Raw genomic sequence first — 23,707 nt, 5'->3', positions numbered from 1 at the left:
CCCTTGTTATCATGACACATCTTTCTAATATGAAAATGTATTTCCCCCTAAGGATTTGGATGTATAAAGATTCTCGTCCGCCTTTTTCAACAATTCTGCCATTTCTTTACCGTGAAATGGATAAAAGGAAATTCCAATGCTGGTTGTAAGATGTAGTACATGATCTTTTATTTCCATAGGTGCATGCACTGCTTCTAATATTCGGTTCGAAATATCAAAGACTTGCTGCTTGTCCATTATTTCTGGAATAACGACTGTAAATTCATCGCCACCAACTCTTGAAAGAGTATCTGTGTCACGAATCGTTCTGCGTACACGTTTGGAGAATTCTTTAATCACTTCGTCTCCGATATCATGACCGAAGCTATCATTTACTTGTTTAAAATTGTCACAGTCTAAGACAAGTAGTGCTGTTAATTTTCCTGTACGATCTGTTGTATACATGGACTGATTAAGGCGTTCTAGAAGTATTCGCCGATTAGGCAGGCCCGTCAAATAATCATAAAAGGCCATTTTCTCCAATTTTTTTACTTTTCTTTTGTATTCGGAGATATCCCCTGAGATAACTACGATTTTTTCTAATTCCCCTTCTGAATCTAATACAGGTATTAGGTCTGAATGTAACCAAACAAAATGACCATCAAGATGTTTACGTCTAACTTCTATATCAACATGTTCCTTTGTCTCAATTAAGTTTTTAAAAATATCTCTTATTTTTTCAAAATCGTCTGGATGTACTGTGTCAAAAAGGGATTCATTTACCCTTTTTTTCACAGGATAACCTAGAATATCCTCAACTGAAGGAGAAATATACGTAATTTTCCCCTCTGGATTGATAACCTTTATAATGTCAACGGAATTTTCAGCGATAATACGGAAAGTCTCTTCACTTTCCCTTCTTGCTTGTTCAGCCCTTTTATTTGAAGTAATGTCTTTTACAATCCCATATAATCCGGTCAAGGTTCCTTCGATTGTAATCGGAATATTCTTCACATCTACATATATCTCGTTGCCATTCTTGTGGTAAATTTTTGTTTCATACCTAAATGTCTCCCCTTGTGTTACTTGCTGTTCGATCATTTGAATTTTTTCATATTCCTTTTGCGTCATTAGTTTTGAAAAATGGGTACCGATAAGTTCACTAGGCTGATACCCTATAATCTTCTCTGCAGCTTGGTTTATCTCATGAAAGATTCCAGCAGTATCAAGCATTAGAACAGCATCGTCATTGTTGGTTATAAGGGAATCTAGCATTAGTTTATTCTCTTCCAATTTTCTTTTTGATTGCTGAAGTTCTTGTAGTCTTAAAGTCTTTTCAGTAACATCCCTAACAATAGCCACAATATATTGATGTTCTCCATCATCTATTGGCGTTAGTACTGTCTCATTGATTATAACTTGCCCGTTGGAAAGTGTTATTTCCTCTTCAAATGTTACAATCCGTTTAGAATGAGCCGCTTTTTCGTATAACGGTTTCAAAAAAAGTGCTCTTTCTTTTGGCAGGAACTCCTCCATCTGTTTTCCGAAAAGGGATTGATCCGTGTTAAGGACTGAAAGACCCGCTTGATTTGCATACATATATGTAAAATCGAATTGATCTACATGGATAATATATAGGATGTCTTTTAAACTATTAAAAGCTGAGGCTACGAGATTGATTACGTCACTAAAACCCTTTTGTTCAAACATTTTAATTAGATTCATCTTTAGTTCTCCATTATTCCTACTTGAAATATTACTGCTTTAGATTGAATTTTTTACTATTTATCCTGTCTCTTATTTTGCTGGAAATAGTATGAAAAAAGTATCACCTGTTGTTCTTATTCATATAGGAATCTATTCTCATTTTTTACTAGGAAGGGATTCCTATTCCATTAGGATTTCGAGTACCTACCTTTTTTAAAAACATCTATTTTAACTTTTCGCCACAGTAGTTCGTTTGGAAGATAGCCATGATTTAGCCATCTCATGCATACTTTTTTTCAATTTGTTACATAATAGTTGAAAATTGACATTTATAGGAAGTGACTGTAAATAATGCCTCATAAGCCGGTCAAAATGATTAAACTTACTTCTTCAGAAATAGCTTCCCTATGGACTACTTATATGCAAAATAGTATGTCGGTTCAAATTATGAAATACTTCTTAAACACAGTTGAAGATACAGAAGTAAAATCAATTATTGAAAAAGGGCATGGCATTGCAGACGAGGTAATTTTAAAAATATCTGAAGTTTTTCATGAGGAAAACATGCCTATTCCAAATGGTTTTTCTGAAAGCGATGTGAATATAAACGCCCCCCGCTTATATATGGATTCATTCATGCTTACCTATCTTAATCATATGTCTAAAGCCGGTATGTTAGGTATTAGTGGTTTCTTATCGATGAGTGCAAGAAGGGATATTCGAAAATTCTATAAGGATGTATTAAACAAAACTGCTGAGTTATATGATGAAAGTTCGGAGGTACTACTTGAAAAAGGATTATTTATTCGCTCACCATATATAGATTATCCACACCAAAAGGATTTTGTTGACAGTAAGACATATTTTAGCGGTTTAAATCCGTTAACTAATAAACGCCCATTAAATTCTGTAGAAATTTCTCACTTGAATATGAACATTCAAACGAATCAAATTGGAGCAATTTTATCAATTAGTTTTGCGCAATCTTCACCTAGAAAAGAAGTCCAAAAACTGTTGCTACGAGGAAAAGACATTTCTGAAAAACACGTTAAAGTATTCACAAAGACCTTAATTGATAATAATACACAAGCCCCCTCCTCTTCTGACGTAGCCATTACGAATTCTACAGCAGAAGTATTTTCGGACAAACTGGTGATGTTTCATATGGGAATGTTAACTGCGGCAGGAACCGGAAATTATGCGACTGCGGCCGCAGCAAGTCAAAGAAGTGATTTAATATTGAATTATGACAGACTATCTATTGAGATTGCACAATATGCAAAAGATATAGCCTATTTAATGATTCAGAATGAATGGTTTGAACAACCTCCTGGAACGGTCGATAAAGTAAAATTAGCAAAACAAAAAAAAGAAAATTAATATAACCATGCCGGTCACACGACAAAAAACACGCTGCGTAAAAAAAACAGCGTGTTTTGTATTTTTATTGATTTGCCACTTTATCAAGAGCGCTCGGCGTCTTATAAACAGCGAGTTTCTCAACTAATTTATTACTTTCTGTATTTAAGCCTTTAATGTTTACTTTTACACCATTTTGATGGTATTTAAACACAATTTTATCAATCGCACCTACCGCTGAGTCGTCCCAAAGATGGGCATTCGATAGGTCTAATTCAATTTCTTGCACGTCTTCTTTGTAATCAAAGCCATTTACAAAGTCAGTAACGGATGCAAAGAACAATTGTCCTGAAACATGGTACACCTTTTTAGTTGAATTCTTTGCAGTTAGACTTGTAACTGTTACTTTTGAAATTTTAGCAGCAAAGAAAATGGCACTTAGAATGATCCCAACTAAAACACCTTTTGAAAGGTCGTGAGTTTGTAAAACAGTGATGACTGTTACAATCATTACAATCGTGTCCGTAATAGGGACCTTATGCAGGGTGCGTAATGAATACCAGTCAAATGTTCCAATCGAAACCATGAACATGACCCCTACAAGGGCTGCCATTGGAATTTGGACTAAGAAGTCCTTTAACACTAAGATTAAGACCATCAAGAATGTACCGGCAACAAACGCAGAAAGTCTTCCACGGCCACCCGATTTTACGTTGATTACAGATTGACCGATCATCGCGCAACCAGCCATTCCTCCAAAGAAACCTGAGACAATATTCGCAATCCCTTGCCCACGTGCTTCTTTATTTTTATCACTTTCCGTATCTGTCATATCGTCAACAATTGAAGCTGTTAATAATGATTCAACTAATCCAACAATGGCGATGGAGAGAGAATATGGAAAAATGATTTTTAATGTTTCAACATTTAGTGGAATATCAGGCAATAGAAACATTGGTAATGTTGATGGGAGTTCACCCATATCCCCAATCGTACGTACTCCACTATTTGTCATGACCGCAACAATCGTCATAACTACGATCGCAACTAATGGTGACGGTACAGCTTTTGTTAAACGTGGGAAGATATAAATAATCGCTAATGCTCCAGCTACCATTGCATACATTTGCCATGATTCACCTGCAAAATGCGGCAATTGAGCAGCAAAAATAAGAATCGCAAGTGAGTTCACGAAACCTGTCATAACAGAGCGTGGAACAAATTTCATGAGTTTTCCCAGCTTTAACACACCCATGATAATTTGGATAATCCCCGTTAAAATCGTTGCAGCCAGTAAATATTGGAGGCCATGATCGGCAACTAATGTTACCATTAACAATGCAGTGGCGCCTGTTGCCGCAGAAATCATACCGGGTCTTCCCCCAACGAACGCAATTGTAACTGCAATACAGAACGACGCATATAACCCAATCATTGGGTCAACTCCTGCAATCAGTGAAAAGGCAATTGCTTCTGGGATGAGCGCAAGCGCAACAACGATCCCTGCAAGAATATCTCCTCGTATATTCCCAAACCATTCAGTTTTAAATGTTGATTTTTTCAAATCAGCACCTCTTTCTATTTTTTTATATTGACTTTCAAGTCTCATGAAAGTCGGGTCCGTCATGAACAAATCATAGTATAACTGATTAGTACCGCTCTGTGAAACCGCCATGTAAACGCGGACAATTAATATTATCTTCTCAATCCTCTTTGTTTCTCTCATTTTCACCCTAGCATTATAATAACCGTATATCCGTTATGGAAGTTTTTAGATTCCTGCTGCACAAAAAAAAGGCAGTTAGTCCTTTTCCTTGAAAAGACTAACTGCCTCAATGGCTAAAAATTATAGGGTTAGTTCTAAAATCTGATTATATGTACGTAGTGTAAGCTGAGGGTCTGGATCTTCATGTTGTCTTTTTGGAACATCAAAATTTGTGAGGACGAAATGATGCTTTGCTTCGATATCATGTCTTGCTAAAATATGCTTACAGCATGCGAGTGGACACCCATCAATTGCTATGATATCACGTCCTGATTTTGCCGTTTTAACAAGGGGTTTGACATCACCACCGACTCCTGCAATGCAGGACATTTCTGCAACATTGTCGCGGTCCATTTTTATCGCAATTGTGTTTGCGGTTTGTGCAGCTGATGAACAGCCAGAACATGAATATACTAATGGTACGTTTTTTCTATCCACTTTTATTCCCCTCCCGATTTTCATTCTATTGTAGTTCATTTTCCCTTTTAAATCTGTGAAGAAGGTCACCTTTTTCAGAACCTTTTAACATACACAAAAAAAGCCACCAAATGGCAGCTTCTTCAATCTTAGATATACTTCCTATGCACCGTCTTTCCATCATACGTAAACACAACGGTTTTATTCTCAAGTATGGTTTCCATGTGGACAGGTCTGCCCCACAGTTGGTAAATGTATGGCAGTACTTTTTCAAGATATTTCAAGTCTAACTCAATATCCTCATACCAGTGTTTTAAGTAGAGCTCTCCACTTTTTAGATAATCACCCTCATTGACGGTGATATATGGAAAACCTCCATTCACCCTCATATTTACAAGCTGATCGCGCACCTGCTCCCATTGCTTATCAATAATTTTATAATCACGGCCTTGTTTTTGGAACAGATACATATCTTCACGTAATACTAATTGCTTTGTTAAATAATTTCGAATGAATGAAATATCGGACTCTACTTCACGAACTTCAAAGATTTTTTCTCGGCCTGATCCAGGTTTTACACCGCGCTCTAACATCTCTTTTGTTGGATTATTATAGCGTTCTTCGATGTCTTCAAAGACTTTTAACCCTAAATAATAGGGATTAATGCTTGTTTTTGATGGCTGAACAACACCTGCATTAAGCTTCGCAAACTCAATTGCTTCATCAGAAGTTAGATCCATTTCTCTGAGAATACGCTGGTGCCAATACGAAGCCCAGCCTTCGTTCATGATCTTTGTTTCAAGTTGTGGCCAGAAGTAAAGCATTTCCTCACGCATCATCGTTAAGATATCGCGTTGCCAATCCTCAAGTTCCCGACTATACTGTTCAATGAATAAAAGAAGATCTTTTTCAGGCTGCGGTGGGAATTTCTTTTTCTTTCGAGTAATCTGCTTCTCATCTGTCGGCTTTTTATCCAAGTTCCATAAATCATCATAAGGAGACGACTTTCGTTTAACTTCCTCTTCTTCCTCATCCTCAAGACTCCATGCAAGCTTTGGTCTCATTAGAGATGGGTCAATATGCTCTTGTATCGCCAATATAGCATCTAAAAAATTCTCCACCTCACGTTTTCCGTATAAATGCTCATAATGTTTTACCCGCTCAGCTGTTGCCGCCATGCTTTCGACCATATCTCGTTTTGTATTGCTAAAACGAAAATTATTTTTAAAAAAATCACAGTGAGCAAGTACGTGAGCAACGATTAACTTGTTTTGAATGAGGGAATTGGAGTCAAGCAAAAACGCATAACATGGGTCAGAATTGATGACAAGCTCGTAAATTTTACTTAAACCTAAATCATACTGTAGCTTCATTCGATAAAATTGCTTTCCAAAACTCCAATGGGAAAAACGCGTTGGCATTCCGTAAGCCCCGAATGTATAAATGATATCCGCAGGACAAATTTCGTATCTCATTGGATAAAAATCAAGCCCAAATCCTTCTGCAATTTCTGTAATTTCATCAATTGCATATTCGAGTGCCTGACGGTCCGAATCTCTCACAGTTGATCTCCCCCTTTTCGTCCTTATCACAATTTATGAGGAATCTTCTAAAATGATGAATGGGGGATATTAATGTTATATGTTTTTAACGTTAAAAGGCCACAAAAAATGTGGCCGATTCTCCTACTTCACTTCTTCAATACTTAAGGATAAAAGAGATTCTGTCTGCGGATTAAACAAGATCATAACCTTCGCTGTAAACGTACGATCTTTTGTTTGGATTTTTAACTCAAACGTATCCTTCCATTGCTTATCCGTGATTTTTTCCCGTCCTTTATATTGATAGTCAATGATCCTGCCGTCTGGATAATTTAGTTTTGCCAATTCAACAGCAATCTTTCCCCACTTTTCGTAGTCAGATGGCATTGGTTGTTCCTGCTGTGGCGGTTTTTGAGGTGGCTTCTGTTGCGCACTTACGAAACTGCCGCCTGCTAAAAGAAACATACTACAGAGAGTTGAAATCCATACTTTTTTTATCACTGAGCTTGACCTCCTATGTAAAAATCAATTGTATTTTGCGCTTTTACGAGAGAATTTAGTCATTTTATTTTTTCCAATGGTAAAAAAATCTCTAAATTTATGTATTCATAATTGTTTTGGCTTCTTGTCCAAGATTTACACTGAGAAAAATTTAGTTTTCTCCACAAACTATAATCAACTCCTAAAGAGGAGGGAAAGCAGTGAATACCGTAGATTACGACAAAGCACTTTACTACACACATCGTTCTCAGTGGGACAACCTTCTTATATTAATGGTTCGAACAAAGGATGATTTCCTTTCGAAAAAAATCGAACACTTTTTACATGCTTATAATTTTGAAAAAGACTACTCCATCATCGAACGACAGTTATATTCTTTACTCCGCTATATTGACCATGCATCTTCAGAAAGCATGGAAGAATTAGCTGCTCATATGTAAGTGGGGGGAAAATCCCCCACTTATTACATAAAAAACAAGACCCCAAGGGCCTTGTTTTTATTTTAATGTATGATGAACTTGTTCCATGACATCAGAAGAAATATCATTTAACACTTTCTGGCTGTCTGTTAAAGAATTTCCTTTAACACCAAAGTAAAATTTCACTTTTGGCTCTGTTCCAGATGGACGTAAGCAGAACCATGAACCATCTTCAAGGAAGTATTTTAACACATTTGATTTAGGAAGCTTAATTTCCTCTTTTTGACCTTCCATCACATTTGTGCGAACACTTTCCTTATAGTCTTCAATGCGAATGACCTTTCGACCCGCAACAACTGTTGGTGGTTCACTTCGGAAGCTTGCAAGGAGACTGTTGATCTGCTCTGCACCTTCTTTTCCTTTTAATGTTAAGGATTCAAGGCCTTCACGATAATAGCCATATTTCTCAAAAATCTCGATTAAGCCTTCATACATCGTCATGCCTTTGTTTTTATAATATGCACAAACTTCAATCGCTAATAAAGCAGCTTGGACAGCATCCTTATCACGAACAAAATCTCCAATTAGATAGCCATAGCTTTCTTCATAACCAAATTGGAATTTATATTCTCCAGTATTTTCGTACTCTTTGATTTTTTCACCGATAAATTTGAATCCTGTAAGGGTATCTACTGTATCAAGACCAAATGATTTGGCAATTTCACGTCCAATTTCAGACGTTACGATTGTCTTTAGGACCACTCCATTTTCAGGGAGGATCGCTTGCTTTTTCTTTTCAGACAAAATGTAGTGAAGTAAAATAGCCCCTGTTTGGTTACCCGTTAAGACAACATATTCACCTTTATCATCTTTTACAGCAACCCCTAAACGGTCTGCATCAGGGTCCGTACCGATTAAAATGTCAGCACCGATCTTGTTCCCCTCTTTAATCGCTAGTTCGAATGCTGCATGTTCTTCCGGGTTAGGTGATTTCACAGTTGAGAAATTTGGATCTGGAAGCTCTTGTTCTTTTACGACTGTCACATTCTCGTAGCCAAAAGCTTTTAAACCGTTACGGACTGGTTTGTTCGCTGTTCCATGAAGTGGCGTAAACACAACTTTAACGCCAACCTGTGAAAGTTCAGGGTTAAGCGAGATTGTCTTTAGTTTTTCAGTATAGGCATTATCGATTTCAGTACCAATGATTTGAATAAGTCCAGAAGCCTTTAATTCTTCCTCGCTGCCTACCTTTAACTCAAGCTCATTTTCGATGGCATTTACTTTTTCAATGACCATATCAGCAGCTTCAGGTGGTAGTTGTCCACCATCAGAACCGTATACCTTATAGCCATTATATTCTGGTGGGTTGTGACTCGCTGTCACTACGATTCCAGAAAAAGCATTTAGATGACGAACTGCATAAGATAGTTCTGGTGTTGGTCGGAGCTCGTCAAAGACATACGTTTGAATTCCTTGTGAAGCAAGGGTTTTCGCTGCCTCCATTGCAAATTCAGGTGATTTATGACGAGAGTCAAATGCAATGGCAACCCCACGACGTTTTGCTTCTTCCCCGTAGGATTCGATAAAGGCTGCAAGCCCTGCTGAAGCCTTTCTTACTGTATATAGGTTCATCCGGTTTGTCCCTGGTCCGATTTCTCCACGCATTCCACCAGTTCCAAACTCGAGGTTTTTATAAAAGCAATCTTCAAGTTCTTTTTGATTGTCCTTCTTTTCAAGTAATGCATTTTTGATTTCTTGATCTAACCCTGGCATGTTTAACCATTGGTTATACTTTTCCATCCAGCTCATATACAATGAACCTCCCGTTTTCAGTTGTAATCTTAATGTTGGTTTTATCTTTTATTTATTCTATATAAAATCCTGTTCATTTCCAATTCATTTTATCACAGATTGTACAATTTCAAATAAAAATGAGGAAAAAGACTGTTTTTTACTGACAGATTTACATTTTGAAATAATCTATTGCGGTATATCGCCAAATGATTGATTTCTGATTCACTAGCCCCTTATAAAAAAAACAGACGGATTTCTCCGTCTGTTACATATCTTCTCCACTTGGCTCGGTTGCATCTTTAATATAAAACTCGACCTCAGCTTCGTAGCCTTGTTTTTCATCTTCAGTCCAGTTAAACCGCTCTGCCATGTATGCCACAATCTGTTTTTTCCAATGGTTGACCCACTCAATATTGAAGAACATGGCACCGGTTCGACGAACGAGGAAATCAATTGGTTTAGTAACCATTTCATACTGCAGTCCATATTCAAGGGATGCAAGGATTGGTTGTGGCAGGCCAATTTCATTTGCTTTATCCTTAGATTCCTTCATAATCTCTTTCACAGTATCAATATTTGAACCATATAATCGTGTTAGTTTTTCTGCTTCCTCATGAGTGAACTCGAACTCATTTACTAATTGCTTCACATTCTCTGCGACAAACCCTGGATAATTTTTAGACCCGCCAATATTTCCACCAGATATAGGAATATCCTTTGTTTGACAAGGGTTTAGACCATCTCTATAATCTTCCTCCGCTAAAAGCTTGCCTACTTTATCTACTACGGTTTCAGCCATTTTGCGGTAACCGGTTAATTTTCCACCTGCAATCGTGATTAAACCAGAATCGGAAACCCAGATTTCATCTTTACGTGAAATTTCAGAAGGATCCTTTCCTTCTTCATAAATCAGTGGACGTACTCCGGCCCAACTGGATTCTATATCACAATCCTTTACTTTTACAGTCGGGAACATGTAGTTAATGGTGTTAATTAAATACGTACGATCCCCAGTTGTAACTGTCGGGTGAGCCGCATCTTTGTCATAAAATGTATCCGTAGTTCCGACGTATGTCTTTCCGTCACGTGGGATTGCGAACACCATCCGTCCGTCTGGAGTATCGTAGTAAACGGCTTGCTTTAAAGGAAACTTGGATTGGTCAATGACGATATGGACACCTTTCGTGAGCCTTAAGACTTTGCCTTTTTTAGAATTGTCTGCTTCACGCATTTTATCAACCCAAGGTCCTGTTGCATTTACAATTTTCCTTGCAAAAATCTTATATTCTTTACCAGTCAATTGGTCAACCACGTTTACCCCTTTTACTTTTTCATTTTCATAAATAAAGGATTCTACTTTGGCATAATTGACTGCTTTTGCCCCTTTTTCAATAGCCTTTTTCATAACCTCAATGGTTAGACGTGCATCATCTGTTCGATACTCAACATAATAGCCGCCACCTTTTAGTCCTTCCTTCTTAATGAGCGGTTCCTTTGCTAGTGTTTCCTCTGCATTTAACATTGATCTTCTTTCTGACCTCTTTACTCCTGCCAAAAAATCGTAAACGCGAAGCCCAATGGAGGTTGAAAATTTTCCAAATGTACCTCCCTTATGGAGTGGCAACAGCATCCATTCAGGGGTTGTTACATGTGGACCATTCTCATACACGATTGCTCTTTCTTTCCCTACCTCTGCTACTAAACCGACTTCAAATTGTTTTAAATAGCGAAGCCCGCCATGCACAAGCTTTGTGGAACGGCTTGATGTTCCGGCTGCAAAGTCCTGCATTTCAACAAGACCCGTTCTAAGTCCGCGAGTTGAAGCGTCAAGTGCAATTCCAGCACCCGTGATTCCTCCACCAATAATGAATAAGTCCTGAACTTCTTTTTCCATCTCCGCTAAAATAGAGCTTCTATCTAAACCTGAGAACTTTGTCATAATCTCCACTCCTTAAAAGAGGTAGAAAAAAAGAGACCACAAAAGACATTGCACAAATCGTGACAATGCTTCTGCGGTCTCTCCCAATCTCCTACCGAATGATTAACTTATCTTTATTATAGCATATCTTTATTTAAATTCCATAGCTGCATGTACTGCTTTTTTCCAGCCATTATATAATTCTTCACGCTGATTTTCACTCATTTTTGGCTCGAAGGTTTGGTCAATCGCCCATTGACTTGAAATTTCAGATTGATCCTTCCAATAGCCGACTGCTAGACCTGCTAAGTAAGCCGACCCCAATGCAGTTGTTTCATTAATGACTGGACGTTCCACTGGTACGCCTAGAATGCCACATTGAAATTCCATGAGGAAATTGTTTTTAACTGCCCCACCATCAACACGTAATTTCTTCAAAGAAATGCCTGAATCGGCTTCCATCGCCGTTAAGACATCCTTTGTTTGGTACGCCAATGATTCTAAGGTTGCACGAATAAAATGCTCCTTCGAGGTCCCACGGGTGAGGCCAAACACAGCTCCGCGAACATCACTATCCCAGTAAGGCGCCCCAAGTCCTACAAATGCTGGAACAACATAGACTCCATCGGTTGATTCGACCTTCTCGGCATAGCGTTCACTATCTTTTGCATCTTTAAACATTCGGAGTCCATCACGAAGCCACTGAATCGCCGACCCTGCGACAAATATACTTCCTTCTAAAGCGTATTCAACTTTACCGTTAATTCCCCATGCGATCGTTGTCAGTAATCCATGTTTTGAAGGTACTGCCTTTTCACCCGTATTCATTAGCATGAAGCAGCCTGTACCATATGTGTTTTTGACCATTCCTGTTTCATAGCATGCTTGCCCGAAAAGAGCCGCCTGTTGGTCTCCCGCTGCACCCGCAATCGGCACCTCTTTGCCAAAGAAGTGGAATGGCGCTGTCGTAGCATAAATTTCCGATGATGGACGAACTTCTGGAAGCATCGACTTTGGAACAGTTAAATGCTTTAATAACTCATTGTCCCAATTTAACTCATAAATGTTATACATCAATGTTCTGGAGGCATTGGAATAATCCGTTACATGCGCTTTCCCGCCGGAGAGCTTCCAAATTAACCATGTGTCAATTGTCCCAAATAGAAGCTTACCCGCTTCAGCTTTTTCTCGAGCGCCTTCTACGTTATCCAAAATCCATTTTACCTTTGTACCAGAGAAGTAAGCATCGATTAAAAGGCCCGTTTTTTCACGGAATGTATCATTTAATCCTTTCGACTTTAACTCTTCACAAATATCTGCTGTTTGTCGGGATTGCCATACAATTGCATTGTAAACAGGCTGACCCGTTTCTTTATCCCACACAACCGTCGTTTCACGTTGGTTCGTAATCCCAATTCCTGCTATTTGCTCAGGCTTTACATTTGCTTCTGATAAAACAGAGGCTGTGACTGCTAAAATCGAGCCCCAAATTTCATTTGCATTATGTTCCACCCAGCCTGGCTTTGGAAAAATTTGTGTAAACTCTTTTTGTGCCACATGCACGCTTTCTCCTTTTTGATTAAACAAAATGGCCCGTGAACTTGTCGTACCTTGGTCTAATGAAAGTATGTATTGCTCCACCTGATTCGCCCTCCCTAAAACTTTTTCTAAGATAAAATTAACACGCTTACATGGTTTTGGCTAGCTCGGGAGGCAGGATTTTTTAGGTCTAAAAATAGTTTCCCAGAATAAATGTAGTAATGGTCGTTTGAAAATTACTCTTGTAAGGAGTGGAATGATTTGATTGAAAAAGAAGTTACCGTAACCATTAAGGAAGGACTACATGCGAAGCCAGCCGGAGAATTGGTACAGAAATTAAGTGAATTCACAAGTGATGTAGAATTTCTTTTAAAAAATAGATCCTATAACGCTAAAAGTCTGTTGGGTCTAATGGGAGCTGCTATCCGAGAAGGGCAGGTCATAACGGTTCGTGTTGACGGCCCGGATGAAGAGGAAGCATTTGAGTGGATTAAGACATTCATCTAATACTTAAAAAGAAAAACCACAATCGATATCTGTTATGGATATCGATTGTGGTTTTTAAAGTTTTACTTTATTTTTTCGATTAGTTCATGTAATTCAACCGCAGCCATCGACTCCAATCGATGATCAACTTCACAGAAATCCAAATCCTTCGTCACTTCGTTCGGGACAATTACACAATACATTCCGGCACGTTTCGCTGCTAGCGCACCATTTGCGGAGTCTTCAAAGACTAGACACTCCTCTGGTTTCACACCTAAGCATTTGGCTGCCTCTAAATATAGGGTCGGGTCTGGCTTTACCTTTTCAACGTCATCAGAGGTCCGAATACACTCAAAGTAATCGAACAAGCAAAGATTTTTTAAATGAGTAGAAACCCACTCATAGTCAGAACTTGATGCTAGACCAATTTTTAAGCCTGCTTTCTTGGCGGCTGATAGATACTCTTCAACACCAGGCAAAGGTCCTTCGTTTTTCATTCTCTCATTAAACCGGTCCCGTCTTAGCTTCGTTAATTCCTTATGGTCAATCTTCTTCCCAATTTGTTCTTCTAAATATGTAAGGGCATTGAATCCCGCTTGCGTTCCAATAACCTTCCCCCATACAGACATTGGTAGCTCTGAACCATGCTCTTGAAAGATTTCATTTAACACATTGTATTCATTTGTTTCTGTATCATATATAAGTCCGTCAAAATCAAAAATAACTGCTTTTATCAAAAAATCATCTCCTATCCTTCTAATCCACCTTCTATTATAAGGAAAGATAGAATAAAGTCCATTTTTCCTTAGTCAGCTTTGTCACATTTTGTTCACAATAACATCTTCACTTCAAGATTTTACATTTTACAATCACTAACTGTGATACTATAATTTTGAGTATACTTATGTGGAATGAGGGATTCGATGAACTCTAAAACAAACGAAAAGATGCTAGAGACGTATTTATTTATTGCTTTTGCCGCCGCATTAATATCCACACTTGGAAGTCTCTATTTTTCTGAAATCCAAAAATTCGTCCCATGTGAATTATGCTGGTACCAGCGAATTTTTATGTACCCTCTTGTCATCATTTTGGGTATTGCTATTGGAAAAAAGAACTACTCCATCGCACTCTATACATTTATTCTTTCTCTTATTGGTGGTTCCATCTCGATCTACCATTACCTAGTTCAAAAGGTCCCTGCTGTTGGTGAAAACTCACTTGCTTGTGGAGTTGTGCCTTGTACAGGCCAATATATAAACTGGTTTGGTTTTGTCACAATTCCTTTTTTAGCTTTGATAGGTTTTTCAATCATTGCAATTACTAGCTTTATCACATTAAAAACGTTGAAAGAAGGGAAATAGATTTGAAAAAAATTATCATTTTCACAGCCGTTATCGTTGTTCTATTTGGTGGACTTGCCTTTATAACAACAACTCAAAACAAACAAAAATCCGAAGGGAATCCTTACGGAAAAGAAAAACTTGATCCTGCAACAGTTAAACAGCTCGAGGATCCAAACTACCAAAATCAAATTCTGCCTGACGAGTTAGAAACAAAATTAGAAAATGGCGAATCGATGACTGTTTATTTTTACAGTCCAACATGTGTACACTGTCAAAATACCACTCCTGTAATCATGCCAATGGTAGATGAAATGGGACTTGATTTAAAGAAATTCAACCTCCTGGAGTTTGAAGAAGGCTGGAATAAATACGGAATTGAGTATACCCCAACTTTAATTCACTTTGAAAATGGTGAGGAAGTTTCACGTCTAGTCGGTTATCACGAAGATCATAATGAATTTAAAACGTGGTTTGAAAGCGCAATGGCAAGTTCAAAATAAAAGGAAATCCCTGCACATTTAAGCGAGCAGGGATTTTTTGTACGTTAAGGCTATGATGCCTTATGTATTAAGCCAAATATTGATTTGCTGGCTTTGAATATTTACTTAAACCTTCAGGATTGTTCACACTTTGAAATTCTTCAATCGTAAACGGAAATAAATAACCGTACTCATTTAAAATTTGCACATTCTTTGCAAATAGTTCCCCATAGTATTCTTGGTAGCCCTCTTCTTGAATCGTTTCTAGTACTGCAATCAGCGCTTGAAGACTTGATATGACTTTAAAAGCCTTATCCAATGTTCGGTTATAGTAGACGTCTTCCTCTTTCGGTTCTAACACATTCCATTTTTCAAACTTTCCAATATACTCATCTTCGAAATAGATTGGAAAGATGGAAGAATACATGTAATCGATTAGCTCCGTAATGTGATGTTCCTGCTCCGGAGTTGATGCTACTACAATTTTCAATGTAAAACCCACCCTTATATCTCCATAATAATCAAATGCGCCTTGGCGTATTTTTGCCCAGATTTTTTAGGCCCACATGATGTGGGTCACAAAGACGTTGCCACAGGATGTGGCGTCCTTAGTCTTTGATCTTTTGCTCGAAAAGTTTCCATTGAAAATCTGTGGCATCCGCCGGAGGCTTTAACTTTATTCAGTCGAAGTTAGAACTCCCACTAAAATAAAGACCTACCTTCATCCCCAACTTAAAGAAAAAGAGGTTAATGCTGAATAAAGTTAAATATAGAATAACACAGGATTCCCTGCTTTTGGTACGGTAAGTCTTTCCTCCATATCCACTTTCTCTTTCATTCATTTCGTAGATTGGATATACTTTTTAACATGAACATTTTATGAAAAGGATATCTTGCTCAGTTCTTGCTCAAATTGCTCTTCATACACGTTGTGAAGAGGACTTCGTGCACGATATTAATTCAGAATACCTTTCATTCACGCTATGAAGAGGGATACACATGAATTTCCCACCCCATTTCCCCTTCATTCATACTATGAAAAGGATTTCGTGCACGATTTTCGTTCAATTTCCTTTTCATTGAAACACCCGATACAATATCTCTAGTAAAAGGGGTTATCATATGTTAACAAAAAGAGTAGGCGAATGGTTTGAAGTCCAGGTTCCAAAAGACTGGGTAGGCATGACAATCGAGGATGTGTTAAAGAACGCTTGGTCGATGCCAAAGCAAATGCTGCATCAATTACGAATGGAAAAAGGCGTGAAGCATAAAGGTGAAACCAAGCCATGGAACACAACTCTCATACAAAATGACAAACTGCAGGTCCATCTTTTTATAGAAGAACAACTTGGCGTTGAACCGGAATATGTTCCAAACCTCCACATTCTATTTGAGGATGACCATCTTTTAATCGTCAATAAACCGCCTGGTATGGATACACACCCTAACGAAGAGGGACAGCTTGGTACCCTTGCTAATGCGGTTGCCTATCATTTTCAAATGAACGGTATTCAAACAAAAGTTCGGCATATTCATCGACTTGATCACGATACAACCGGGGCCGTCATATTCGCAAAGCATAAACTTGCTTCGGCCATATTAGACCGCCGTCTCGAAAAACGTGAAATCAAACGGACTTATCTCGCTTTGGTACACGGAATCATCAAACAAAAAAAGGGAACAATCGAGGCTGCCATTGGTCGGGACCGTCATCATCCAACACGCAGAAGAGTGTCACCAACAGGGCAAAAGGCGATTACGAAATTTCATGTCCTTCGAACAGTTTCGAATAAAGAAATCACCTTAGTAGAACTTGAATTGTTAACTGGTCGTACGCACCAAATTCGCGTACATATGAGCCATTTAGGTTACCCGCTTGTGGGAGATACTTTATATGGTGGACAACCAATTGTTCAAAGACAGGCACTCCATGCCGCACGGATACAATTGGTACATCCGTTAACTAATGAAAAAATCATGTGCGAGGCGCCTTTCTTAGATAGCCCGCCTATTTTCGAAAAGATAACAGACTAATTTTACAAATACTGGGTCTGTACACATGCGGAAAAAGTATTTTTCCTATATACTTAGCTAGATAGTAGAAGTGAATAAGGAAAGGAGTTTGCCATTGCAGGACTTACTTATTTACGTCATATTAGGTCTTTGTATTGGAGTAATGTCCGGTTTTTTTGGAATTGGCGGTGGCTTTATTCTGACCCCTACGCTAATCCTAATGGGATTTTCTCCAGTGATCGCAATTGCTACAAGCTTGTTGTATACCGTTGCTACCTCCCTTTCCGGTGTAGTAGCACATTTTCGACTCAAACATATTAAATGGGAGACTTCGATTATTATTGGAATAAGTGGAGTTATCGCCACCCAGTTTGCACACCCATTTGTTATATTCCTTAAAAAATATCAAATAGAAAACACTGTTATTCCATTGATGTATTTAGTGCTGATCTTATATTTTTCAATATCCATACTTGTTAGTAATTCCCCTAGCAAGGAGCAAGCAGCTGGAAAAACGAATTTTGCTTATGGAAAAATTGTCTTAATCGGCTTATTCGCTGGCTTTATTTCAACAGCATTAGGTGTGGGCGGAGGCTTTATTATCGTTCCTTTGTTAATGAGTGTATTAGCGTTCCAACCAAAATATGCAGTGGGTACAAGCCTGCTTAGTGTATTCATGATTGTTGTCGCTGGTTTTGCAACTTATGCGTCAACCGTTGAGCTGGATTATGGAGTAATTGTAAGCTTGATTATAGGTGCACTTATTGGTGGTCAGCTTGGCGCAATGGTTACGAATATATATGAAGATAAACAGGTACGTTATTTCCTCGCTGGTCTTTATATCGCAACCGGAGTAAGTCTCGTATTTAAACTGTTTCATTTAGACTTTGTTGGTTTGCTCTTTCTATTGATCTACTGCCTATATATGCTAATCCATTTTGTACTCCATACTTTTAAACTTCGTCTTAAGGAAAAAGAAGTTGGTTAACAACACCATCCCTACTATGTAAAGGATGGTGTTTTTGTATATAATTAGAATAATGAAAATCTGTATGAGGTGACATGATGAATTTTTATGATGAAGTATTGAAACGAAAAGATGATCTGCTTAGGGATTTAGAAGCAATTTTACGGATTGAAAGTGTAAAGGACCTTGAAAGCGCAACTAAAAAACGTCCTATGGGAGATAAAATTGGTGAGGCGTTGGAAACGATGCTCTCTATTACAGAGTTTGCTGGATTCAAAACAACCAATATTGAGGGAATGGTAGGATATTCCGAATATAGTCCTGCTCAAGCTGAAGATTACATTGGAATCCTATGTCACTTAGATGTTGTACCTGCAACAGGTGATTGGGTATCCCCACCATTTGAGCCTACGATTCGTGATGGAAAACTATATGCAAGAGGTGCCATTGATGATAAAGGGCCAACGATTGCTGCATATTATGGACTCAAAATTGTAAAAGAACTTGGGCTTCCTTTAAAACATAATATTCGCTTGATCTTTGGAACCGATGAAGAAAGTGGCATGAGCTGCATGAAAAAATATGTTGAAGTTGAAAAAGCACCATTAGCTGGCTTTGCACCTGATGCGGATTTTCCAATCATTCACGCTGAAAAAGGACAAATCAATGTTAAACTTGGGCTCCAGAATGTTTCATCTGGTGAAAAGGGAGATTTATCTCTCCTCTCCTTTGTTGCAGGTGAAAAAGGAAATATGGTGCCAGATGTAGCCGAAGCTAAAATGATTGGACAGAACGATACACTCGTTCCGAACTTTTTGAAATATTGTAAGGAAAAAGGAGTAGTATATTCCTATTCACAAGATGGAGACCAAACCATGCTTAAGTTGGTTGGGACTTCAGCACATGGGATGGAACCTCATAAAGGAGTAAATGCTGCTCTACTTTTAGCTTCATTCTTACAGCAGTATTCCTTTGAAGAAAGCGCAAATACGTACATACAGTTCATTTATGAAACGCTCTATAACCAATTCAAAGGTGAAGGGTTAGGGATTGATTTTTCAGATGAGATCACCGGCCCATTGACTGTGAATGCAGGAATTTTCACATTCAAGAAAGACGAAATGGCTGAGATCCACTTAAATATTCGATGCCCGGTAGAAACGAATTATGAAGACACAATCGATAAACTAACAAAAACTGTCGAATCTTATCATTTTAAAATTACATCCCTTGCTTCTAAGGAGCCCCATCATGTTCCGAAAGATTCACCATTGATTAAAGCTCTTCAAGAAGTTTATGAAGCAGAAACTGGTGACGAACCTACTCTTTTAACAACTGGTGGCGCTACATATGCACGTTTTATGAAAAATGGAGTTGCCTTTGGGGTTGTATTCCCAGGTAAACCAATGACCGCTCACCAAAAGAACGAATACATCGAAATCGATGACTTATTAAAAGCAACCGCTATTTACGCACACGCAATCTATCGTTTGGGAAATGTGTAATTCATAATAAAGAGGTTCTTCCCTATTTTATATGGGTTGAAACCTCTTTTTCGTTTTCTCCATGATTGTCCATTACAGATTTGCTACTCTCCCATATTATATAGTAACTCTGAAACAAGGAGGTGCTGAATATGAGCTATGGCGGAGGCGGTCATAACAATAACTTTGCTTTAATTGTAGTTCTATTTATCCTATTAATCATTGTAGGAGCATTTTACTGGAGCTACTAATCATTTGGGGTTTTGGACGTATCCACCACGTATCCCATAATATCTCCTCATTTAAGTGATTCATAGGCGAAAGTCTTTGAATCACCTTTTTTTATGTGCGTATTTAACCAATTGATCACATCTTTGTAAACTTCCTCTTTATTGATTTCTTTTAAAATTTCATGTCGGCTATTTTCATATAGTTGGACCGTTATATTATTCATTCCTACGTTTTTATACATAGCTGCAGCCTCGAGAACTCCTTTTGAAAAGTTTCCTACCGGATCCTTATCTCCAGCCATAAAGTACATCGGTAATTCTTTTGGAATATGTTGATTTGCATTATGGTTGTTTACTTTTGCTACACCACTAACAAGGTCATAGAAGAAGCCTGCCGTGAAAATGCCACCACAAAGCGGATCCGCGATATATTTGTCTACTTCTTGATCATCTCTTGAGAGCCAATCAAATTCTGTTCGATTCGGGCGAAAAGATTTGTTGTAGCTTCCAAACGTAAGCTTGTTCATAAGCGGACTCTTGGTTTTCTTTCCTTTTCGTTTCATTTCAAACTTGGCTAGTCCCATTCCAACTTTACCTATAAATCCGGGGTCTCCTCCTGTTCCTGAAAGAATAACACCTGCTAGCTTATCACCATGTATTTGTATGTATCTCCTTACTAAAAAGGAACCCATGCTATGTCCGAAGAGAAAAATGGGTGTATGTGGATGGTTCTTTTTAATTATTTCTGTTAGCTGAAGCATATCCTCAACCACACGATCAAACCCATTTTCCTCAGCAAAAAATCCCACTAGTTTAGCATTCGTCCCTGTTTTTCCGTGACCGCGATGGTCATTTCCATATACAATATAACCTTCATTAGTGAGTGACTTTGCAAATAAATCGTAGCGTTCAATATGCTCTGCCATCCCATGGGCAATTTGGACGATTCCTTTTGGAGTTGCTTCCGGGTTTTCCCACTTCTTACAATAAATCGTGACACTATCTTCAGCTAAAAATGTAAAGTCTGTAGACGTCATTGCCTTTTCCTCCTTTTATGTCTATTATATTCAGAAAACTAGATGATAGAAATAAGGTAGTTATTCTTTATTTTCAGATAAATCCCTTTCGTGTTTCCATTTTTTGTGCATATAATAGAAGAAGGTTACAGAAAAATAGAGGGGAATGAACCAAAATGAGTTCTTTTATAGTGAAAGGTATTTGGAATGGAGATCGCAATGGAAAGGGTACGATTACCACCGATGGACTTCAGACTGCCGTTTCTGCTCCAAAGCAACTGGATGGACCAGGAATTGGCGCAAATCCTGAGGAATTACTAATTGCTGCCGCTACAAATTGCTATATGCTTACCCTTGCTGCTATCCTGTCAAATCGTGATATTGAGTACACCCATCTTGAGGTTGAAACAGAAGGAACAGTTAGCAAGGACGGCAAACGCTTAGTCTTCGAAAAAATTGTTCATAAACTACTTATTTTCGTCAAACAAGCAGATGTTGAACTTCAAGAAAAATTAATTCAACTAGCGCATCGGGCTGAAAAGGCTTGCTTCATCTCGCAAACACTAAAAGGGAATGTCGAAGTTAGTGTTGAACCCGTTGTAAAAGTGGTTGGGTAAAAAGAGGTTTTGGCTGAAATTAGCTAGTGGCAGTATTTTTGAATTAGTGGTAGTATTTCTCAAATAGTGGCATTTTTACAGACTAATGATCCTTTTAAAAGATGAAAAGGCAGTGCATCTACACACTGCCTTCGTCCCACCTTATCCTCTTTGTCCTTCATATACCTTTAAGTTAGAATAAATGACCTCTAATAAAGGCGTTTCAATGCCCTTTTCCTGGGCAATTTTATATAAATAGCCCTGTAATTGATCAGCCTCAATATCCAAACCTTTTTCCATATCTCGCTGCATCGACGACTTCATTTCAAATGTCATTTGATTTGTTGTTTTTACGTGTTTTTCCTCAATATCATCATCGATTGGTGCACCGATCGCCCGCATAACAGAACCGATTTCTTTAAAGAGGTTTAAAATCAACTTTTGACCATTTTTCTCTTCACGAATCGGGCCAATTGGTGACCTCATTAACGTTGTTACACCTGAAAATCCAGTGATAAACATGTATTTATGCCACATTTCCCGAATAATGTTGTCACTTAATTCAATATTTGTTTTTGTTCCAGACATAGCTTCTGCTAATTTTAAAATACGCTCTGTTCGTTTCCCGGAAAATTCTCCAAATAACGCGCGATGGTTCGGGCTTGTCTGAACGATTTTTCCTTCCGCATCCAAGGTTGACTCGATAAAACATAATCCACCTATTACATTTTCTGAATTGAACGTAGACTTTAACACATCGACATGACTGTAGCCATTTAATAGTGGTAGAATCATCGTGTCTTCACCCACATATGGTTCAATACTATGTAATGCACCTTCAAGGTGATATTGTTTTGTTGATAAAATGATCACATCAAATGGACCCGCTTCTTCACCTGATTGGATTGTCTTCGGTTGAAGTGTCACATTTCCATGGATGCTCTCAATTTGTAGTCCATGATCTTGTAGTTGTTTTTGTCTTTTTTCACGGACTAAGAAGGTGACGTTTTCCCCTTTTTCATGTAGTCGCCCTCCAAAATAACCGCCAATTGCCCCTGCTCCTACAACTAGTATTCTCAAAAACATGCAACCCCTTTCAATATGAAACTATCAATATTATAACAGAAAAAAGGCCAGCAACGCTGACCTCCTTCCCTACTTTTTAGTTAGATACATAATTTGCTGCGGAGCGAACTTCAACTGTAATTGAACTAGCGTTTACCGTTGTTTTCAAAACAACTGGATATGGGCGATTATTGGAAAACTTAAAGTCCAAATAGGGGTAAGCAACTGTAGCATCCTGACCGAGTGGAACGTAGCCTACAGGTTTTGAATGGTGGTGAAGCTCAATGATTTCAAGACCGGCTTTTGCAACAGCATTATAAAGAGTACTTGACGTTTGGCATATGCCTCCCCCATACCCTGGAACAAATTCCTTATTGATAATAACGGTGGCTAGTGCATATCCGTTTTCCTTGGAGCCATTTCCGACCACATAGTTAAAAGAAAAACGATCGCCAGGTCCTAACACAACATCGTTCACTTCATCTGCAGACTTTTTAATATTAAAATTTCTTCCAGTTACAGTTGGATCGAAATAAGTGGTAAAGCTTCCAAGGACCACTTCATTTATGCCCTGTACCTGGTCCTGTGTGACATTTGGATTCGTTTCTTCAATCGGAAGTACGACTTGTTTATTAAAAATGGAATTATCTAGGATTCTAGTGACAAGCTCACTTTCTTTTAAAATCATTTGGCTCTGCCCACCTTGCAATTCCCCACCAGCACTCAGTTTAACTGGTTTCATTGGACGGTCAATCGTGGCAGCTAAATCACTTGCGAGTTGAACTGCTTTCACTTTTAATTCTTCTTCCGTTTGGAACTCATCTCTGTTTAGTACTTCAACGACACTATTATCACGTGGATCGATTATTGAAATTTCACGTGTGTCGATGACTTGCTTTGTTTCGATTGTTTCCACAGGTGAAACTTGATGCAGTACTACACTAACTGGTTCTTTTTTCTCGATGAGACTACATCCACTCAACAATAAAACACCTAATAATAATGGCAATGTTGTTTTCTTCAAATTACTCTCTCCCATGTTTTTTCTTTTTTGGACAATGTTACAACTGTCTCTTATACACATCT

At 38.3% G+C, this 23,707-nt stretch carries 23 protein-coding genes; 10 read left to right on the top strand and 13 right to left on the bottom strand.

What is annotated here, in order from left to right:
- Nucleotides 1-24: 24 nt before the first annotated feature.
- On the bottom strand, nt 25-1,704 hold the full coding sequence (locus tag E1I69_RS17010; protein WP_136380759.1) for a sensor domain-containing protein: 1,680 nt from the start codon (nt 1,702-1,704) through the stop codon (nt 25-27).
- Nucleotides 1,705-2,037: 333 nt separating this feature from the next.
- On the opposite strand from E1I69_RS17010, the gene E1I69_RS17005 reads away from it, so the two are divergent.
- A complete protein-coding gene (locus tag E1I69_RS17005) occupies nt 2,038-3,066 on the top strand; it encodes a DUF3231 family protein (RefSeq protein WP_136380758.1) in 1,029 nt (342 codons plus the stop codon).
- A 64-nt stretch (nt 3,067-3,130) separates the two neighbouring features.
- Here E1I69_RS17005 and E1I69_RS17000 read toward each other — a convergent pair whose 3' ends face one another.
- The 4 genes from E1I69_RS17000 to E1I69_RS16985 all read right to left on the bottom strand — a co-directional run bounded on the left by E1I69_RS17000 (nt 3,131) and on the right by E1I69_RS16985 (nt 7,269).
- Entirely contained in the window at nt 3,131-4,609 is a 1,479-nt protein-coding gene (locus E1I69_RS17000; RefSeq protein ID WP_136380770.1) for a SulP family inorganic anion transporter, read from the bottom strand.
- A 282-nt stretch (nt 4,610-4,891) separates the two neighbouring features.
- Nucleotides 4,892-5,248: a putative zinc-binding protein gene (locus E1I69_RS16995; RefSeq protein ID WP_136380757.1), complete on the bottom strand. Its 357-nt coding sequence runs from the start codon at nt 5,246-5,248 to the stop codon at nt 4,892-4,894.
- 128 nt (nt 5,249-5,376) lie between these two features.
- Nucleotides 5,377-6,789, bottom strand: a complete 1,413-nt coding sequence (locus E1I69_RS16990) for a SpoVR family protein (protein WP_136380756.1) — start codon at nt 6,787-6,789, stop codon at nt 5,377-5,379.
- 123 nt (nt 6,790-6,912) lie between these two features.
- Entirely contained in the window at nt 6,913-7,269 is a 357-nt protein-coding gene (locus E1I69_RS16985; protein ID WP_136380755.1) for a DUF3889 domain-containing protein, read from the bottom strand.
- A 200-nt stretch (nt 7,270-7,469) separates the two neighbouring features.
- Here E1I69_RS16985 and E1I69_RS16980 point away from each other — a divergent pair, with 200 nt between their 5' ends.
- Nucleotides 7,470-7,709 (top strand): YhdB family protein, encoded by a 240-nt coding sequence (locus tag E1I69_RS16980; RefSeq protein WP_116351360.1) that lies wholly within the window; start codon nt 7,470-7,472, stop codon nt 7,707-7,709.
- Nucleotides 7,710-7,766: 57 nt separating this feature from the next.
- On the opposite strand, the gene E1I69_RS16975 is transcribed toward E1I69_RS16980, so the two are convergent.
- From E1I69_RS16975 to glpK, 3 genes are all read right to left on the bottom strand, one after another.
- Nucleotides 7,767-9,497 carry a phospho-sugar mutase gene (locus E1I69_RS16975; protein WP_136380754.1) on the bottom strand — a complete coding sequence of 577 codons (1,731 nt, stop codon included), beginning with the start codon at nt 9,495-9,497 and terminating at the stop codon, nt 7,767-7,769.
- Nucleotides 9,498-9,747: 250 nt separating this feature from the next.
- The gene (locus E1I69_RS16970) at nt 9,748-11,421 is read right to left on the bottom strand and encodes a glycerol-3-phosphate dehydrogenase/oxidase (protein ID WP_207308562.1); all 1,674 of its coding nucleotides are present in this window, start codon (nt 11,419-11,421) and stop codon (nt 9,748-9,750) included.
- A 129-nt stretch (nt 11,422-11,550) separates the two neighbouring features.
- A complete protein-coding gene (glpK, locus tag E1I69_RS16965) occupies nt 11,551-13,041 on the bottom strand; it encodes a glycerol kinase GlpK (RefSeq protein WP_136380753.1) in 1,491 nt (496 codons plus the stop codon).
- A gap of 159 nt (nt 13,042-13,200) precedes the next feature.
- Between glpK and E1I69_RS16960 the strand changes: the two genes are divergently transcribed.
- The gene (locus tag E1I69_RS16960) at nt 13,201-13,446 is read left to right on the top strand and encodes an HPr family phosphocarrier protein (RefSeq protein WP_136380752.1); all 246 of its coding nucleotides are present in this window, start codon (nt 13,201-13,203) and stop codon (nt 13,444-13,446) included.
- Between the two features lie 62 nt (nt 13,447-13,508).
- Here the strand turns inward: E1I69_RS16960 and E1I69_RS16955 are convergent, their stop codons facing one another.
- On the bottom strand, nt 13,509-14,162 hold the full coding sequence (locus E1I69_RS16955; protein ID WP_136380751.1) for an HAD family hydrolase: 654 nt from the start codon (nt 14,160-14,162) through the stop codon (nt 13,509-13,511).
- A 186-nt stretch (nt 14,163-14,348) separates the two neighbouring features.
- Here E1I69_RS16955 and E1I69_RS16950 point away from each other — a divergent pair, with 186 nt between their 5' ends.
- Both E1I69_RS16950 and E1I69_RS16945 read left to right on the top strand, forming a co-directional pair.
- Complete coding sequence (locus E1I69_RS16950; RefSeq protein ID WP_136380750.1) at nt 14,349-14,789, top strand: disulfide oxidoreductase; 441 nt, start codon at nt 14,349-14,351, stop codon at nt 14,787-14,789.
- A gap of 2 nt (nt 14,790-14,791) precedes the next feature.
- Nucleotides 14,792-15,271, top strand: coding sequence for a thioredoxin family protein (locus E1I69_RS16945; protein ID WP_136380749.1), 480 nt, complete (start codon nt 14,792-14,794; stop codon nt 15,269-15,271).
- Between the two features lie 67 nt (nt 15,272-15,338).
- On the opposite strand, the gene E1I69_RS16940 is transcribed toward E1I69_RS16945, so the two are convergent.
- Entirely contained in the window at nt 15,339-15,740 is a 402-nt protein-coding gene (locus E1I69_RS16940; protein WP_136380748.1) for a DUF5365 family protein, read from the bottom strand.
- Nucleotides 15,741-16,372: 632 nt separating this feature from the next.
- Here E1I69_RS16940 and E1I69_RS16935 point away from each other — a divergent pair.
- The 4 genes from E1I69_RS16935 (at nt 16,373) to E1I69_RS16920 (ending at nt 19,965) form a co-directional block, all read left to right on the top strand.
- Nucleotides 16,373-17,284 carry an RluA family pseudouridine synthase gene (locus tag E1I69_RS16935; RefSeq protein WP_136380747.1) on the top strand — a complete coding sequence of 304 codons (912 nt, stop codon included), beginning with the start codon at nt 16,373-16,375 and terminating at the stop codon, nt 17,282-17,284.
- A gap of 94 nt (nt 17,285-17,378) precedes the next feature.
- Nucleotides 17,379-18,251 (top strand): sulfite exporter TauE/SafE family protein, encoded by an 873-nt coding sequence (locus E1I69_RS16930; protein ID WP_136380746.1) that lies wholly within the window; start codon nt 17,379-17,381, stop codon nt 18,249-18,251.
- A 74-nt stretch (nt 18,252-18,325) separates the two neighbouring features.
- Entirely contained in the window at nt 18,326-19,735 is a 1,410-nt protein-coding gene (gene pepV, locus E1I69_RS16925; protein ID WP_347561836.1) for a dipeptidase PepV, read from the top strand.
- Nucleotides 19,736-19,866: 131 nt separating this feature from the next.
- Nucleotides 19,867-19,965: a YjcZ family sporulation protein gene (locus tag E1I69_RS16920; protein WP_136380744.1), complete on the top strand. Its 99-nt coding sequence runs from the start codon at nt 19,867-19,869 to the stop codon at nt 19,963-19,965.
- A gap of 47 nt (nt 19,966-20,012) precedes the next feature.
- Here E1I69_RS16920 and E1I69_RS16915 read toward each other — a convergent pair whose 3' ends face one another.
- Complete coding sequence (locus E1I69_RS16915) at nt 20,013-20,981, bottom strand: alpha/beta hydrolase (RefSeq protein WP_136380743.1); 969 nt, start codon at nt 20,979-20,981, stop codon at nt 20,013-20,015.
- A gap of 155 nt (nt 20,982-21,136) precedes the next feature.
- On the opposite strand from E1I69_RS16915, the gene E1I69_RS16910 reads away from it, so the two are divergent.
- Nucleotides 21,137-21,577, top strand: coding sequence for an OsmC family protein (locus tag E1I69_RS16910; protein WP_136380742.1), 441 nt, complete (start codon nt 21,137-21,139; stop codon nt 21,575-21,577).
- 141 nt (nt 21,578-21,718) lie between these two features.
- On the opposite strand, the gene E1I69_RS16905 is transcribed toward E1I69_RS16910, so the two are convergent.
- Nucleotides 21,719-22,636, bottom strand: coding sequence for a ketopantoate reductase family protein (locus E1I69_RS16905; protein WP_136380741.1), 918 nt, complete (start codon nt 22,634-22,636; stop codon nt 21,719-21,721).
- Nucleotides 22,637-22,718: 82 nt separating this feature from the next.
- Complete coding sequence (locus E1I69_RS16900) at nt 22,719-23,645, bottom strand: VanW family protein (RefSeq protein WP_161974923.1); 927 nt, start codon at nt 23,643-23,645, stop codon at nt 22,719-22,721.
- Nucleotides 23,646-23,707: the final 62 nt, after the last annotated feature.

Origin of the sequence: Bacillus timonensis (assembly GCF_004799755.1) — a bacterium.
Classification (GTDB): Bacteria; Bacillota; Bacilli; order Bacillales; family Bacillaceae_L; genus Ferdinandcohnia; species Ferdinandcohnia timonensis_A.
The sequence above is the reverse complement of the archived record's forward strand: the minus strand, read 5'-3'. Positions and strand labels throughout refer to the sequence as shown.

Coding starts and splice junctions, on each gene's coding strand:
- E1I69_RS17010 (WP_136380759.1), bottom strand. CDS start 1,704: ATGAATCTAATTAAAATGTTTGAACAAAAGGGTTTTAGTGACGTAATC.
- E1I69_RS17005 (WP_136380758.1), top strand. CDS start 2,038: ATGCCTCATAAGCCGGTCAAAATGATTAAACTTACTTCTTCAGAAATA.
- E1I69_RS16975 (WP_136380754.1), bottom strand. CDS start 9,497: ATGAGCTGGATGGAAAAGTATAACCAATGGTTAAACATGCCAGGGTTA.
- E1I69_RS16970 (WP_207308562.1), bottom strand. CDS start 11,421: ATGACAAAGTTCTCAGGTTTAGATAGAAGCTCTATTTTAGCGGAGATG.
- E1I69_RS16950 (WP_136380750.1), top strand. CDS start 14,349: ATGAACTCTAAAACAAACGAAAAGATGCTAGAGACGTATTTATTTATT.
- E1I69_RS16935 (WP_136380747.1), top strand. CDS start 16,373: ATGTTAACAAAAAGAGTAGGCGAATGGTTTGAAGTCCAGGTTCCAAAA.
- pepV (WP_347561836.1), top strand. CDS start 18,326: ATGATGAATTTTTATGATGAAGTATTGAAACGAAAAGATGATCTGCTT.
- E1I69_RS16920 (WP_136380744.1), top strand. CDS start 19,867: ATGAGCTATGGCGGAGGCGGTCATAACAATAACTTTGCTTTAATTGTA.
- E1I69_RS16915 (WP_136380743.1), bottom strand. CDS start 20,981: ATGACGTCTACAGACTTTACATTTTTAGCTGAAGATAGTGTCACGATT.
- E1I69_RS16910 (WP_136380742.1), top strand. CDS start 21,137: ATGAGTTCTTTTATAGTGAAAGGTATTTGGAATGGAGATCGCAATGGA.